This is a genomic window from Mycobacterium sp. ZZG (assembly GCF_054786995.1).
On the sequence record NZ_JBTBFV010000027.1, the window covers coordinates 1 to 13,600 of the forward strand.

At 64.1% G+C, this 13,600-nt stretch carries 14 protein-coding genes; 8 read left to right on the forward strand and 6 right to left on the reverse strand.

Annotated elements, in window-relative coordinates; all coding sequences use genetic code 11:
• Nucleotides 1–112: 112 nt before the first annotated feature.
• The 3 genes from ACXMYJ_RS16115 to ACXMYJ_RS16125 all read right to left on the reverse strand — a co-directional run bounded on the left by ACXMYJ_RS16115 (nucleotide 113) and on the right by ACXMYJ_RS16125 (nucleotide 1,994).
• Nucleotides 113–466: a hypothetical protein gene (locus tag ACXMYJ_RS16115; protein ID WP_460357591.1), complete on the reverse strand. Its 354-nt coding sequence runs from the start codon at nucleotides 464–466 to the stop codon at nucleotides 113–115.
• Nucleotides 467–475: 9 nt separating this feature from the next.
• On the reverse strand, nucleotides 476–799 hold the full coding sequence (locus ACXMYJ_RS16120) for a YegP family protein (RefSeq protein WP_030133890.1): 324 nt from the start codon (nucleotides 797–799) through the stop codon (nucleotides 476–478).
• 502 nt (nucleotides 800–1,301) lie between these two features.
• The gene (locus ACXMYJ_RS16125) at nucleotides 1,302–1,994 is read right to left on the reverse strand and encodes a TetR/AcrR family transcriptional regulator (protein ID WP_099961886.1); all 693 of its coding nucleotides are present in this window, start codon (nucleotides 1,992–1,994) and stop codon (nucleotides 1,302–1,304) included.
• A 103-nt stretch (nucleotides 1,995–2,097) separates the two neighbouring features.
• On the opposite strand from ACXMYJ_RS16125, the gene ACXMYJ_RS16130 reads away from it, so the two are divergent.
• The 3 genes from ACXMYJ_RS16130 to ACXMYJ_RS16140 all read left to right on the forward strand — a co-directional run bounded on the left by ACXMYJ_RS16130 (nucleotide 2,098) and on the right by ACXMYJ_RS16140 (nucleotide 3,821).
• Nucleotides 2,098–2,610 (forward strand): PaaI family thioesterase, encoded by a 513-nt coding sequence (locus ACXMYJ_RS16130; protein ID WP_099962761.1) that lies wholly within the window; start codon nucleotides 2,098–2,100, stop codon nucleotides 2,608–2,610.
• A complete protein-coding gene (locus tag ACXMYJ_RS16135) occupies nucleotides 2,607–3,278 on the forward strand; it encodes a TetR family transcriptional regulator (protein WP_099961887.1) in 672 nt (223 codons plus the stop codon). Before ACXMYJ_RS16130 ends, ACXMYJ_RS16135 begins: the two co-directional genes overlap by 4 nt.
• A 78-nt stretch (nucleotides 3,279–3,356) precedes the next feature.
• Nucleotides 3,357–3,821, forward strand: coding sequence for a DUF6188 family protein (locus tag ACXMYJ_RS16140; RefSeq protein ID WP_173838230.1), 465 nt, complete (start codon nucleotides 3,357–3,359; stop codon nucleotides 3,819–3,821).
• Between the two features lie 48 nt (nucleotides 3,822–3,869).
• On the opposite strand, the gene ACXMYJ_RS16145 is transcribed toward ACXMYJ_RS16140, so the two are convergent.
• Both ACXMYJ_RS16145 and ACXMYJ_RS16150 read right to left on the reverse strand, forming a co-directional pair.
• Nucleotides 3,870–4,919 carry an LLM class flavin-dependent oxidoreductase gene (locus ACXMYJ_RS16145; RefSeq protein WP_099961889.1) on the reverse strand — a complete coding sequence of 350 codons (1,050 nt, stop codon included), beginning with the start codon at nucleotides 4,917–4,919 and terminating at the stop codon, nucleotides 3,870–3,872.
• Nucleotides 4,916–5,512: a TetR/AcrR family transcriptional regulator gene (locus ACXMYJ_RS16150; RefSeq protein ID WP_099961890.1), complete on the reverse strand. Its 597-nt coding sequence runs from the start codon at nucleotides 5,510–5,512 to the stop codon at nucleotides 4,916–4,918. Before ACXMYJ_RS16150 ends, ACXMYJ_RS16145 begins: the two co-directional genes overlap by 4 nt.
• A 73-nt stretch (nucleotides 5,513–5,585) precedes the next feature.
• Here ACXMYJ_RS16150 and ACXMYJ_RS16155 point away from each other — a divergent pair, with 73 nt between their 5' ends.
• From ACXMYJ_RS16155 to ACXMYJ_RS16165, 3 genes are all read left to right on the forward strand, one after another.
• The gene (locus tag ACXMYJ_RS16155; protein WP_099962762.1) at nucleotides 5,586–6,782 is read left to right on the forward strand and encodes a cytochrome P450; all 1,197 of its coding nucleotides are present in this window, start codon (nucleotides 5,586–5,588) and stop codon (nucleotides 6,780–6,782) included.
• 173 nt (nucleotides 6,783–6,955) lie between these two features.
• The gene (locus ACXMYJ_RS16160) at nucleotides 6,956–7,408 is read left to right on the forward strand and encodes a PaaI family thioesterase (protein ID WP_059098023.1); all 453 of its coding nucleotides are present in this window, start codon (nucleotides 6,956–6,958) and stop codon (nucleotides 7,406–7,408) included.
• A 58-nt stretch (nucleotides 7,409–7,466) separates the two neighbouring features.
• A complete protein-coding gene (locus ACXMYJ_RS16165; RefSeq protein WP_460357598.1) occupies nucleotides 7,467–8,357 on the forward strand; it encodes an alpha/beta fold hydrolase in 891 nt (296 codons plus the stop codon).
• A 130-nt stretch (nucleotides 8,358–8,487) separates the two neighbouring features.
• Here the strand turns inward: ACXMYJ_RS16165 and ACXMYJ_RS16170 are convergent, their stop codons facing one another.
• Nucleotides 8,488–9,357: a metal-dependent hydrolase gene (locus tag ACXMYJ_RS16170; protein WP_064403591.1), complete on the reverse strand. Its 870-nt coding sequence runs from the start codon at nucleotides 9,355–9,357 to the stop codon at nucleotides 8,488–8,490.
• Between the two features lie 104 nt (nucleotides 9,358–9,461).
• Here ACXMYJ_RS16170 and ACXMYJ_RS16175 point away from each other — a divergent pair, with 104 nt between their 5' ends.
• Complete coding sequence (locus ACXMYJ_RS16175) at nucleotides 9,462–10,097, forward strand: TetR/AcrR family transcriptional regulator (protein ID WP_099961893.1); 636 nt, start codon at nucleotides 9,462–9,464, stop codon at nucleotides 10,095–10,097.
• 319 nt (nucleotides 10,098–10,416) lie between these two features.
• Nucleotides 10,417–13,539, forward strand: a complete 3,123-nt coding sequence (locus tag ACXMYJ_RS16180; RefSeq protein WP_099961894.1) for an MMPL/RND family transporter — start codon at nucleotides 10,417–10,419, stop codon at nucleotides 13,537–13,539.
• The last annotated feature ends 61 nt before the right edge of the window (nucleotides 13,540–13,600 follow it).

A 13,600-nucleotide genomic window follows, 5' to 3' on the forward strand; every position in this document is an offset into this window, starting at 1 on the left:
AAAAGGGGGTCTGGACAGATTCATGGCCGCCGACGGGCACTTTCGTGTCCGCCGGTGGGCAGTTCTTATTGGCCGCTACTGGGCATTTTCATGTCCGCCGGTGGGCAGTTTTTCATGTCCGCCGACACATCTCGAACGGGTTAACCGGACCGCCGAATCCCGGGCGGGATATCCGCACACCGGTGATGTCGGGAAGATGCGCAATACGGCCAGCTGTCCGTGAGCAGCGGCCCTTCGCCGCCACCCATTCGTCGTCTGACACATCAGATCTCGGTGTCACGGCGGGCAGACTGGCGTAGCCGGCAAGTACCTCGTCAGGCAGGTCGGGACCAGCCATCGCCCGAAGCCCAGCGGTGAACTGACACAGCTCGAGCAGGGCGCTGAACGCCCGCTCAAAGTCGCGCACCTGTTCCGCTGCTCGCCGCAGGAACCGTGGATTCAACTTCAGATCGTCATTGTCACCCATGTACGCAGCTCAGGGCCCAGTCGCATACGGCGCGTTCGCCCGCACGTTCTCGGCGGCGCGCTCCGCGTTGTAAGAGCTGGCGAACGACTCACCTGAGGCGGCAACTTTGTCACTCGACCGCCATGCGCGCCACCGCCAGCTTCCGCCGACGTCCTGGAATGTCTCATACCGTGCTGCGGACCCGCCGGACTTGAAGGCATTTGCCGCTCTGGTGGCGTTGGCTTGCGATTCGAAGCCTTCGCCTGCCCAGGCGACCATCTCATGGTTGTCGCCGTACAAGGCCCACGTGGGATAGCGGTTGGCGTCACCAGTGACCGTGACCTTGAAGTACATCGGATCCTCCTGCCTGTTGACCACAGGTACGCAGTCAGCTCGCAACAGTCTTATCAAGAGACACCGACAGCCAGCGCTTGCGACGCAGCGAACAAACTCGTCCTCGAACAGACCTCTGATTTGGGCATTCACCCCACTCGGAATTCGACCCCTCTGCCAATAAGCACGATCACTTAACGACGGACGATATCCGGATAAAGATCCGCGGCGCAGACACCCCGCGTCCCAAGGATTGCGAGACCGCGGATGCGAGGGGTTGCCCGCGAGACACCTCACGGACGTAGGGGGAAGAGTTCTCAACGCGGGAAACGGCGGTCCGAACACTGAGGTGGTGCACTCACTTTGCCGGCACGAATCGTCACGCGGATGCCCATGGAATCTGCGCGCACGGCCTCGCCGATGATGGCGACGAACGGTCCTTCGATGCCATCGCCGACGCGATTTGCGAGAAGGCGAAAAGGGCCCGAAGACCAGCCGGCTGGACGCTGTGATTTCGTTGTGCCTAGCGAGCTAAGCGCGCGGGGCGGCCCGTCTTCTTGGTGGCGATCTTCGACTCTTTGGCGTCGCTATCGGTCTTGCGGTGGGCGGCGAGGAAGTCATCGACGATGTTCGCGCAGTCATTGTGAGTGATGGTGCGAAGCCCGGTCATTCGGGCGAAGGCGAGTGGTCCGACGAGTTGGCAGAGCGCCAGTTCCCGGTCGAAGTCGTCGAGTTCGGCTTGTGCTCTCGGGCTGGTGAGTATGGCGTCAAATGGTTGACGGTACTGGTCAACGACTCGGGCCCGTAGCGCCCCGGATGTGTGGCGCTCATCCGCTTCGTTAGTGGAGCCGGTGGGCCCCAATGAGAGCCACGCGAGTGTCGTGACATGCAGCGGTGCGTCGTTGAAGAGTGCGGCTTGGCGGCTGAGCAATTCGATCAGCTGCTCACGGAGGGGTCCGCTGGTCGGTGCCGGAGTGGTCACTTGCGGAAGTAGGCGTTCGAACGTGGCTGCGAGCAGATGCGACGAACTGTGGAAGTGGCGGTACAGCGTGGTTCGGGCCACTTTGGATGCTTTGGTGACGGCATCAATGGTGACCGCTTCCACCCCACCGGTGCTCAGTAGCGTTGCCGCAGCATCCAGCAGCCGGGTGCGTGACCGGATGCGCCGCGGGTCCACGTTGTCGTCAGGGACTGGCACTGACTGGCTGTCGCTCACTCATTCACCTCGGCGGTCGATCTTTCACGCGATGCTGTCACGGCAGTCTAGCAGTGTGGTACTAACGGTAGCGCAGCGAAACCGATCGTATTGGAGGGTGATGGTGCCCGAAAGCGTGTTGCCGCCGGAGCGGCTGCCCTCGCACACCACGACCTGCATGGGTTGCGGCCCGGACAACCCCCACGGACTGCGGCTAGTGGTGCATCGCAGCGGCGACGCGGTGTACACCGATGTGACGTTCGACGAGCGGCATATCGGGGCCCCGGGCCTGGCTCACGGCGGGGCAGTGGCCGCCGCATGTGATGACGTCCTGGGCTTCACGTTGTGGATCGCCGGCACCCCAGCGGTCACCCGCACCCTGACGGTCGAATATTTGCGGCCGGTGCCGCTGCATCAGACCCACCGGATTACTACCCACATCGTCTCTCGTGAAGGGCGGGCGCTGCATGTCACGGCGACAGGCACGGGTGAGGGTGGGATCGCCCGCTTCACCGCCAGTGCAGTATTCATTGCCGTCAGCCCTGAGCACTTCGCCGCACACGGCGATGTCAGCGCTTTCGGCGATCTTCTGGAGCAGTTCTCGCGCCGCGGCGGTCTCGACCCGGAGCCGTCATGACTTTCCCTCAGGCGCGCTGCCACGGGAAAACCCTGCCTTCGGAAGCGAACTCGGTCGCTACCGAGAAGCGGGCCGCTAACGCGTCGCGTTCACGCGCCTCCGCACGGCGCCGGGAAACGATTCTGGATGCAGCTTTGGCCGTGGCCGCGGCCGGTGGTTACGAGGCGGTTCAGATGCGGACGGTTGCCGAGCGGGTCGGCATCGCCGTCGGCACGCTTTACCGCTATTTCCCGGCGAAAACCCACTTGCTGGTAGCAGCGCTGACGCGCGAGTTCCGTCGACTCGACTCCGCCGGCGACTGGGCGAGTGGTGAGGGCCCACCGCTGCAACGGCTCGAACGCCTCACCGCACATCTGCATGACCGCTGGCAGCGCGACCCACGGCTGACGACAGCCATGACACGGGCCTTCGCCGTCGCAGACACCCGCGCCGCCGCGGAACTCGACCGCGCGGCCGATGAAATCCAGATCCTGCTGGCCCGCACGCTCAGGGGCGGCGAGCCCACCCCTACCGATCTGCACGTCGCTGGGGTCATCTCCGACATCTGGTTGGCCAACCTCGTGGCCTTCAGCGGCCACCGCGCGACAGCCGCCGACACCCGCGAGCGCATTGACCGAGCCACCAGGCGCGTCGTGACCAGCGCTGCTCGGCCCACCGCAAACCGGTAACGATACTACTGATATCGCAGCGCTACTTAGCGTACTCTTTGGAGATACGGCTCAACGATGCGTCGAAAAGAGACTGCCATGTACACCCAATGGATCGAAAACCGTGTCGTACAACGCCTCTCGCTGCATGGCGGCCTGGTTCTGGATTTCGATGACTACAACGAAATCGTCATCTCCTGCCCCCTGCTATTGACCCTTCCGGCCGTCGGCACCTACCCCATCGAGGCGGTGCGTATTGACCCCCTCAGGATCGCAACCCACGAACGCCCACTGCTGAACCTCGCCGGCGCAGTGTGCACCCAGGCCTGTTCCAGCGACGATGGAGGACTACACCTGAGCTTCTCGCGCGGACATCGCATCGATGTCGATCCCGACACTGAACAGACAGCGTGGGAACTCTACGGCATGCGCCACGGCTACATGGCCTGCCTACCTCAAGGACGGGTTCGCGTGGTCCGCCATGACCTCCCCGACACCGACGACGCCAACATCGTCAACAGCGCCACGCAATCATCGGCGGGGTCGGCGCGGCAGAGCCACTGATGCGGCCGCGGACGCGGCGACGGGTCGACGTGGGCGGCAATGCGTGGATCAGGTTGAACGTGGACCGGACCGCCCTCGCGACATCGAGGCGGGCGAGCATTCCCCGATGATGCTGTCGACGTTTTGCTGCACGCGTTCCGCAGCGATGCCGACCGATGGTGAATACAGCATGATGTGGTCGAGGACGCCGTCGTAGCGTCTCAGTTGTTCACGGACTTCGTGTGCCGTCCCGGCGACGCCCATGGTGTCGATCATCTCGTCGGACACCGCGGCGAACATCGCCGGGAAATCGCGCTGGGCGAATGCTTCCCGGATGGTTCGGCCTTCGCTGGCGAATCCGTTCACATCGAGTACCGTCTCGTAGGATTTGACCGAGGAGTAGAACGCAATCTGCTGCGCCAGTTCGCGCCTGGCGACCTCGGTGTCGTCGTGGATGGCGCACATCACCATGGAAATGATTTCCACGTCATTGGGGTCGCGGCCGGTGTGCGCGGCACCCCTGGCGATAGCGGGCCGGACGATCTCCTCGACGTAGGTGGTTGTGAACAGCGGATGTCCGGCCAGGCCGTCGGCCACCCGCCCGGCCGCCTCGCACATCCGGGGCCGGACACCGGCAGTGACGATCGGGATCGGCCGGCTGGAGGGTCCCATGTCGCCGGTCGGGGTGAGATTCATTCTGTAGAAACGGCCCTCGTGATGGATCGGGCCTTCATGCAGGTTCCATATCCGGCGCAGCAGCATCACCAGTTCTTCCATCCGCAGGGCGGGTGCGGAGGTGTCGGGCACGCTGTGCCAGTCGCTCATCATCCGTTTGGTGCCGTTGCCGATGCCGAGTACCAGTCGCCGGTTGGAGAGTTCGTCGAGGTCACGCGCCTCGGTGGCCAGCACCAAGGGGCTTCGGCCGACGCCGTAGAGAATGGAGGAACCGATCCGACAGTTCTGTGTGCTGTTGGCCATCGCGGCCATGGAGATCGATCCGGACCGAGAGTAGAACTCCGAGGCCCATACGGCGTCGAACCCGGCCGCGTCGGCGGCCTGTGCGGTCTGGGCCAGTGACTTTAAATCCGCGCCGAGAACCGACAGGCCGTAGGTGCTCATGACTGGTCTCCTGTGCGCGGGCGCAGGCCGTCGAACATGACGGCGCTGAGCGTGCCGGCGACAACCGTCTCGTCGAGGTGGTTTCCAGTGACCAGGTACATGAGTGCATTGATGGTGACCGCGCCGAACAGCGCAATGGACGTCGATCGTGCATCGGGCTGAGCGACGAGGGACCCGTCGCGGGCCCCTTCGACGAGCAGAGTTTCGACGGGTTGTTGGTAGGCGGTATTGATCATCTCGGCGATGGCCGGCATGCGGGCCGCTCGTCCCAGTTCGCCGATGAGTGCACGGCATACCGCTGGCCGCTGCGCCATTGCCCGCAGTTGTGCGCGGATGACGAGTTCGAGGCGTTCGGCACCGGTGCCGTCGGTGTGCACGATCGTGGTCACGGCCTCGGAGATGTCCTTGAGGAGGTCTTCGAGCAGGAAGGCGAGGATGTCCTCTTTGCCGGCGAAGTAGTAGTACAGCGTCGCTTTCGGCACACCGGTCACCGCGGCGACCTCTTCGATCTTGGAGTCGTTGAGCCCCTTCTCGGCGAACAAGTCCGCCGCGGCGGGAAGCCGGTCAGAGATCTGACGTGGAATCTTGCGCATTGCCCCCCTGTCCCGTTCGCCCGGTTTAGACTGCAAGTCTAAACCGTCGTTACGTTGGTGGTCGGAGGTCTTGGTGGTCTCGGTGCAGATTCGTTACGACCCGTTCGACGCCTCAATCCTCAACGACCCCTATCCGACGTATCGGTCGTTGCGTGAGACGGCTCCGGTGTACCGCGCCGAGGGATCCCATACCTGGGTGTTGAGCCGGCACGCCGACGTCCAGGCCGCAGCACTGGATCACGGCACGTACTCCTCGGTGGACGGCATCTTCCCCACCCCGCCGGGATCAGACTTCATCGGCTCATTCCTGCCGATGATGATCGTCATGGACCCTCCCCGCCACGACCAGTTGCGTGCCCTGGTGAGCCGGGCGTTCACTCCTCGGCGGGTGGCCGGGTTGCAGGGCACCATCACGCAGATGGCCGCGGAGTTGTTCGAGCGCCTCGACGAGGGGTCCGGATCGGCGGACTTCGTGACCGACTTCGCCGCGATCCTGCCCGCTGCGGTGATCGCCGATCTGCTGGGCGTTCCCGCCACCGATCGTGATCAGTTCCGATTGTGGTCGAGCCAACTGGTCCAGGTCGACGTCAACCACGGACAAACCACCGATGCACTGGCCGCCGCCGCCGCGATCTACGCCTACTTCACCGACTTCCTCGCCGACCGCCGCAAGAATCCCCGCGAGGACCTGATGTCGGCGTTGGCCAACGCCACAGTCGACGGGATCGGACTGACCGACGAGGAAGTCCTCGGCTTCTGCGCGCTGCTGCTCGTCGCGGGCTACGAGACCACCACCAATCTGCTGGGGAACTCCGCGGTCGTGCTGGCCCAGCATCGGCAGACCCGCCGACGCCTGGCCGCCGATCGAACACTGTTAGGGCCGGCAGTCGAGGAGTTGTTGCGCTACGACTCACCGGCACAGGGACTTTCACGAACCCTGACCCGCGACGTCATCCTGCATGACACGACGATGCGTCAAGGTGAGAAGGTGCTGCTGCTGTTCGGGTCGGCCAACCGCGACGAGCGTGCCTTCCCCGACCCAGACGTGTTCGACATCGAGCGCACCAGTGAGCACCAGGTCGCCTTCGGTCGCGGCATCCACTTCTGTCTGGGTGCGGCGCTGGCGCGGATGGAGGCCCGCATCGCTCTGGATGCGTTGTTGGACAGGGTGCCTGACTGGGAGGTCGATCTTGAATCGGCGCGGCGGCTGCGCTCCGGACCGATCCGCGGCTACACGTCGCTGCCCATCACTTGGACCACACCAGTCTAGCTCGTGTCCCTCTTCAACGACGCGTCGTGCGCTTCACCGCAACGGCCAGGTTCGTCGCCGTCGAGGTCGAGCCCTCCGCCGCGCACGGCGACGTCGGCGCATTTCGGCGACATGCTCAAACGATTCGCGGGCTCGAACGGTGATCGACACATGACCGGACAGGAGAAAGGGGCATGGTGGTGGCAGTGACATTCGCGCACTTCGATGAGCAGATCGCCGACCAGCTGCTCAGATCGGCGAACACAGCCGGTGGACTGTCGACGTTTCTGAGCTTTCGGCACACCGACCTCGCCGCCGGTCGGCTGGTGGCAGAGATGGAAACCCGTGCCGAACTGCTCACACCCTTCGGCACCCTGCACGGCGGATGTCTATCGGCGATGGTCGACCACTGTCTCGGAGTCGTGTTCTACCCCGTCATCCCGGCAGGATCATGGGTCGCCACCACCGAATTCAAGCTGAACCTGCTGCGACCCGTGTCCACCGGGGTGTGTGTCGCAGTCACCGACATCGTGTCACTGGGCAAGCGCAGTGGAGTAGCGCGCATCGACATCAGCAACGGCGACAAAGCCGTCTGCGCAGCCCAGGGCACGGTCACGATCGTGAACGCCGCGGGCAACGCACAATGAAGGTGCTTGTAACCGGTCGCACGCTTCGGGCGGACTCCGATCTTGCCAGGAAGGTGTCATGACCTCCGCCGTGCAGCATCGGGTCCGAACCCAGGACGGCATCACCCTGGCCGCCGACTGCTACGACCACGATGACGCCCGTCCCGTCGTGCTGCTCCTGCACGGCGGCGGCCAGAACCGGCACGCGTGGAGCACTTCAGCGCGTCGTCTCCACGCATGCGGATACACAGTCGTCGCCTACGACACCCGCGGTCACGGCGACAGCGACTGGGACCCAGCCGGCAGGTACGACCTCGAGCGACTCGCGACCGATCTCCTCGCCGTGCGTGAGCACTTCAGCGCCGATACCGCCCCTGCCGTCGTAGGTGCATCCCTTGGGGGCATGACCGTGCTCGGCACGCATCTGTTGACATCCGGGGCGTCGTGGACGGCGGTCGTCCTGGTCGACGTCACCCCGCGGCTTGAATTCCAGGGCGCTCGTCGCGTGGTGACGTTCATGGCCGCACATCCCGATGGCTTTGGCACCCTCTCCGACGCCGCCGAGGTGATCGCCGCATACAACCCCCACCGCTCGCGCCCGGCCAACGTCGACGGCCTGCGCAAGGTGCTACGGCAGCGTCACGACGGCCGCTGGATCTGGCGGTGGGACCCGGCATTCATTCACTCCAACTTCGACTTCCTCCGCGACGAATCGACCACGGGAACGGAGCAATTCGACGCAATCAGCCGCCTGCTGATCGACGGAGCCCGACGGGTCAGCGCCCCAACACTTCTCGTAAGGGGTCTGTTGTCCGACGTGGTCTCCCAAGCCACCGTCGACGAGTTCAAGCAACTGGTTCCCCACGCCGAGACCGTCGACGTATCCGGCACCGGACACATGATCGCCGGCGACGACAACGACGCCTTCGGCTCCGCCGTCACCGAGTTCCTCGGCCGGAGCTTCCTGTAGGTCGCGACGTGATCGAGCACCATCGAGCGGCCAGTAGAAAGGACTGGGCTTGACTTCACTGCGCGCGGAGCGAAGCCCATGAATTGTTCTTCGCTTAGGCCGACTTTGACCGCGACGGGCTCTGGTCGAGCTAGACGTTACTACGCATTTGTTGGCCACCATCGGCGTCGAAGAGTTCCTTGGTCCAGCGTTCGAGGATTTCTGCGCTGTCCCAGTCGTCGGGATGAAATCCGGCGCGGGTGTAGGAACGAAAGCGCTCAATTGCTGCTGGGCTGAATAGCGGGTTATGACGGAAACCTCGAAGGCTGCGCAGCAACCGCACCGGGTTGTAGGCGGCACGGTCACCGGCCAGAGAGCGGGTGGTCTGGATGACCAACTCGCTGAACAAGAGGAGGCTGGCGATCCGCATCCCCCAGACCCTGGTGCGTTCGCTTCCACCGACCGTCTCGTAGACATCGAAAGCGACGGCCTTGTGCTCGCATTCTTCCAGTGCGTGCCAGAGCAGAATAGGCCGCACTTCGGTGTCGCCGATCAATTCTTGAGCTTCGTCGCTGGTGAGAATGATCTCGGCGAATGTCGCTGTGTAGTGCTCGAGGGCGGCCGTCACAGCCAGGCGCATCTTGGGAGAAAAACGCTTCTCAAGTCGGCCAACCAACTTCTTGATATGGCGATCGATCCCCTCGGTGGGATAGCCCATCGCTTGGAGCCGATCGTTGAGCAGCCGATGCTGGTGTCGGTGCGTGGCCTCTTGTGCAATGAATCCCTTGACCGCCTCCTTGAGGTCAGCGTCGCTGATGTGGTCCCGATACTCGCGGACTGACCGGATGAAGAAGTCTTCGCCTTCGGGGAACGTGGCCGACAAGGTGGACACAAAGTGGCTCATCACCAAGTCGCCATCGACGAAGTGCTGCCGACTGGTCCCAGCAGGCATGTCGAATCGAACACGGCGGGGCTTCGGGACGACCCTCGTGGTGGGCCGAGTGAACGAATCGTCGCTCATGTTGTTCTCCCGTTCGTCAAGGGCACGCTGGCAATCTGACTCTAAGACTTGTCAGAATTAGATGGCAAGCTATCCACGTGGTTTCGGCGCGGGTGTATAGCGGGATGTCCGCCGAGGAGCGTCACCGGAACCGGCGCACCCGTCTCATCGAGGCCGCAACCGAGTTGATCGGCACGCGCGGTGTTGCCGCCGCCACTGTGACTGCCGTCTGCGCTGAATCAGGTGTCACGTCACGCTACTTCTACCAGCACTTCTCCGGCCGAGACGCCCTCCTGCGGGCTGTCTACCAGCAGCTCTATGCCACCTTCCAGGAGGTGATAGTCGACGCGATCCCCGATGCCGGCGAGCCACCGGAGGTGCTGGCGTACGCGCCGATCCACAGGCTGGTCAGCATGATCGACGACGACCCTCGGCTGGGTCGGATCCTGTTCGTGGAATCTGCAACCGAGCCGCTGCTCCGAGAGCTACGCAGCGAACTGATGGCCGGTTTCACCGACCTCGTATTGCGCGAAGCCAGACTTCACCTCGATATCGCCGACTCCGCCGTGGGGGTTGCCCATTTGGCTTCGACCTTGGGCGTGGGAGGGCTATTCGAAGTCTTGCGCCGCCGACTCGACGGAGAACTGGAGTTCACCACCGATGAACTCGTTCAGCACTGCGCAGGTTTCCTGGGCAGCCTAGGCAATTACGTGCTGCTGCAGAACACGGGCCAGTCGGCCACAACCGAAGCGCAAACCTAGAGCTAGCGGCCCCGCTACGCGATGTGGCCGTCCGTGCGCTCGATGTCAACGTCCGAGACCAGCAACAGCAAGACCTGAACAACATCCAAGGCCAATGCCGTCGACTGAACAACGTCGGCCTGGCTTCAGAAGCCAACTGAGTGTTCGACCATTCCCTGCCGGCTGTGACCGGCGGCCGGCGCTGGACTCGATAGCGGCCGCCTGTCCTTCCCCAGTCGCGCATTGCGCGGCCTGGCGTCCTACGACGCCGTCACCACTTGCACTACATGCGGTAGCGTAGCGATACCGACAGTATCGCTACGCTACCAGTGGAGGTCTAGTGACCGACGGCACTGCAGATTCCCCAAGCCAGGCCACGCGTTCTGGTCGGGGCGCCAACGGATCACCCGACCCGGCCGACACCCGCGAGTACAGCGAACGGTTGGCAGCGCTAGCCCGATTCACCCTCCGGCACAAAGCGCTGGTCATCGGGGTATGGCTCGGCGCCGCGGTGGTTCTCGCGCTGCTGTTTCCCCAGCTGGAAACCGTGGTGCGCCAACAGTCGGTGGACCTCATTCCTCGCGATGCGCCGTCCTTGCAGACGGTTGACCGCATGAGCGCCGCGTTCGGCGAAGAAGGCTCGAAAACCATGGTGTTTGTCGCCATGGAAGACCCCAATGGGTTGACTCCGACTGCACGGCAGCGCTACGGCGAACTCGTGAGCCGGTTGCAGACCGAAGGCGACCACGTCCTGCTGGTGCAGGACCTACTGGCCGATCCGATTACCGAAGCCCAGGCGGTCAGCGTCGACCGCAAAGCCTGGTACCTGCCCGTCGGCGTCGCCGGCACCCTCGGAGACCCCACTGCCGCAGAATCCGTCAACGCGGTGCGCGACATCGCGGCGGAGGTGTTCACCGGCTCGACCACGACCGTGCAGGTGACGGGACCACCGGCGACCTTCAGCGACATGATCGCCTCGGCCGAGCACGACCTGCTGCTGATCTCAATCGCTACCGCGGGCGTGATCGCCCTGATCCTGCTGATCGTCTACCGGTCGGTGTTCACCGCGCTGTTACCGCTGCTGGTAATCGGGTTGAGCCTGGCGGTCGGGCGCGGCGTGCTGTCCGCCCTCGGCGAGATGGGCATGCCGGTCTCCCAGTTCACCGTCGCCTTCATGACGGCGATCCTGCTCGGCGCCGGAACCGACTACACCGTGTTCCTGATCAGCCGATACCACGAGCAGCGCCGCGCCCAACTACCCGCCGATCAGGCCATCATCCACGCCACCGCCAGCATCGGGCGTGTCATCCTCGCCTCCGCCGCCACCGTCGCACTCGCGTTCCTGGCCATGGTCTTCGCGCGGCTCAGCGTCTTCGCCGCCCTGGGCCCCGCGTGCGCCATCGCCGTGCTGTTCGGATTTCTGGCCACCGTCACCCTGCTGCCACCCGTGCTGTCGCTAGCCGCCGAACGCGGCATCGGTGAACCCAAACCCGACCGCACCCGCCGCTACTGGAACAGCGTCGCCGTCGCCGTGGTCCGCCGTCCCGTGCCACTACTCATCGTCAGCCTGGTCATCCTGCTCGCCCTATCAGCAGCCGCCGCAACCATCAAAATCAGCTACGACGACCGCAAGGGACAACCAGCCACCACAGCCAGCAACCAGGGCTACCACCTGCTGGACCGCCACTTCCGCAAAGACGTCGTCATCAGCGAATTCCTCGTCGTGGAAAACCCGACCGACATGCGGACCGGGAAAGGACTGGCCGACCTCGACGAAATGGCCTCCCGCGTCTCCCAGATCCCCGGCGTCACCAAAGTTTCCGGAGTCACCCGCCCCACCGGAGAGCGCCTCGACCAAGCAGAACTGGCCTGGCAGAACGGCCAGATCGGCGACAAAATGGCCGGCGCGGTCGCCGAGGGCAACTCACGCAAAGACGACCTCGCCAAACTCACCGGCGGCGCCGACCAGCTCGCCGACGGCCTCGCCCAACTCGACAGCACCGTGCGCACCGCCCTCACACCACTGGCCGGAATCCTCACCCAAGCCCAATCCGCAGGAACTCAGGTCAACCAATTCCGGCCACTGCTGCACCAGCTATCCGCCACCGCGCCCGCCGTCGACCAAGCCATCCAATCCGGCCCAGGACTACGACCGCTGGCCAACCAAGCCCAAAACGCGATCACCCAACTCGACCCACTCGTCGGCGCCCTCAACACCTCACCGTGGTGTGCCACCACCCCGCAATGCGCCCAAATCCGCGACCAGGTGCAGATCCTGGTCACTCTGCGCGACAGCGGATTCTTCAACCAGATCGCCGACCTCGGGGACCGCTACGATCCCGCCACCAACGCCACGGTCGGTGGCACCCTCGCCAACGTCCAAAACGCAGTCGCCTCGCTGGACAAGGCATTCGGAGCCCTCGGTGACCCCGCCGACCTGGCCACCAACCTCCGCCGACTACAGGACGGAATCGGACAGCTCGCCTCCGGCGCCCAAGCACTCGCCACCGGCGTCCGCACCCTCGCCGACAGCAACATCGAAATGCTGTCCGGCATGAGCCAGATCGCCACCCAACTACAAAACTCTTCACGCGCAGCGGCCGACTCCGACTCCTCGAGCGGTTTCTACCTGCCCGCCAACGCATTCGAGAACCGGCAATTCACCGACGTCGCCGAACAATTCCTCTCACCGGACGGCAAAACAGCGCGGTTCATGATCGAAAGCAGCCACGACCCATACAGCGTTGAAGCCATGGACCTCGCCAGCCGCATCACCGACACCGCCAACACCGCACGACCCAACACGTCACTCGCCGACGCCACCGTATCCGTCGCCGGCTTCCCCGCCGTAAACTCCGATATCCAACGACTCCTATGGGCCGACTTCGCACAACTGGCCATCGCCACCATAATCATCGTCGGCGTCATCCTGGTCCTACTGCTGCGAGCGCTCCTAGCACCGCTCTACCTACTAGGCACCGTCGTGCTGAACTACCTCGCCTCGCTCGGCATCGGCGTTGTGGTCTTCCAATGGGGACTGGGCCACGAAATCGCCTGGCCCGTACCGCTGCTGGCGTTCATCATCCTCGTCGCCGTCGGCGCCGACTACAACATGCTGCTCGTCTCACGGCTCCGCGAAGAATCCGGAACCAACATCCGCGTCGGCGTCCTGCGCACCGTGGCAAACACCGGAGCCGTCATCACCTCCGCTGGCCTGATATTCGCCGCCAGCATGTTCGGCCTCATGGTCGGCTCAGTCGCCATCATGATCCAAGCCGGCCTCATCATCGGCTTCGGGCTGCTGCTCGACACCTTCCTCGTGCGCACCCTCACCGTGCCCGCCATCGCCACACTCCTACGCGAAGCCAGCTGGTGGCCGACCAAAGCAACAAACCCGCGACGTGGTCAGACCAACGCAGGAGGCATGAAGGACGCACCTCACGTGCTGGTCCAGGAGAGGTGAGAAGCGAACAGAGCAATACCCGGCGCTACATGCCGACCAGCGTGAGGGCGTATTCACCCCG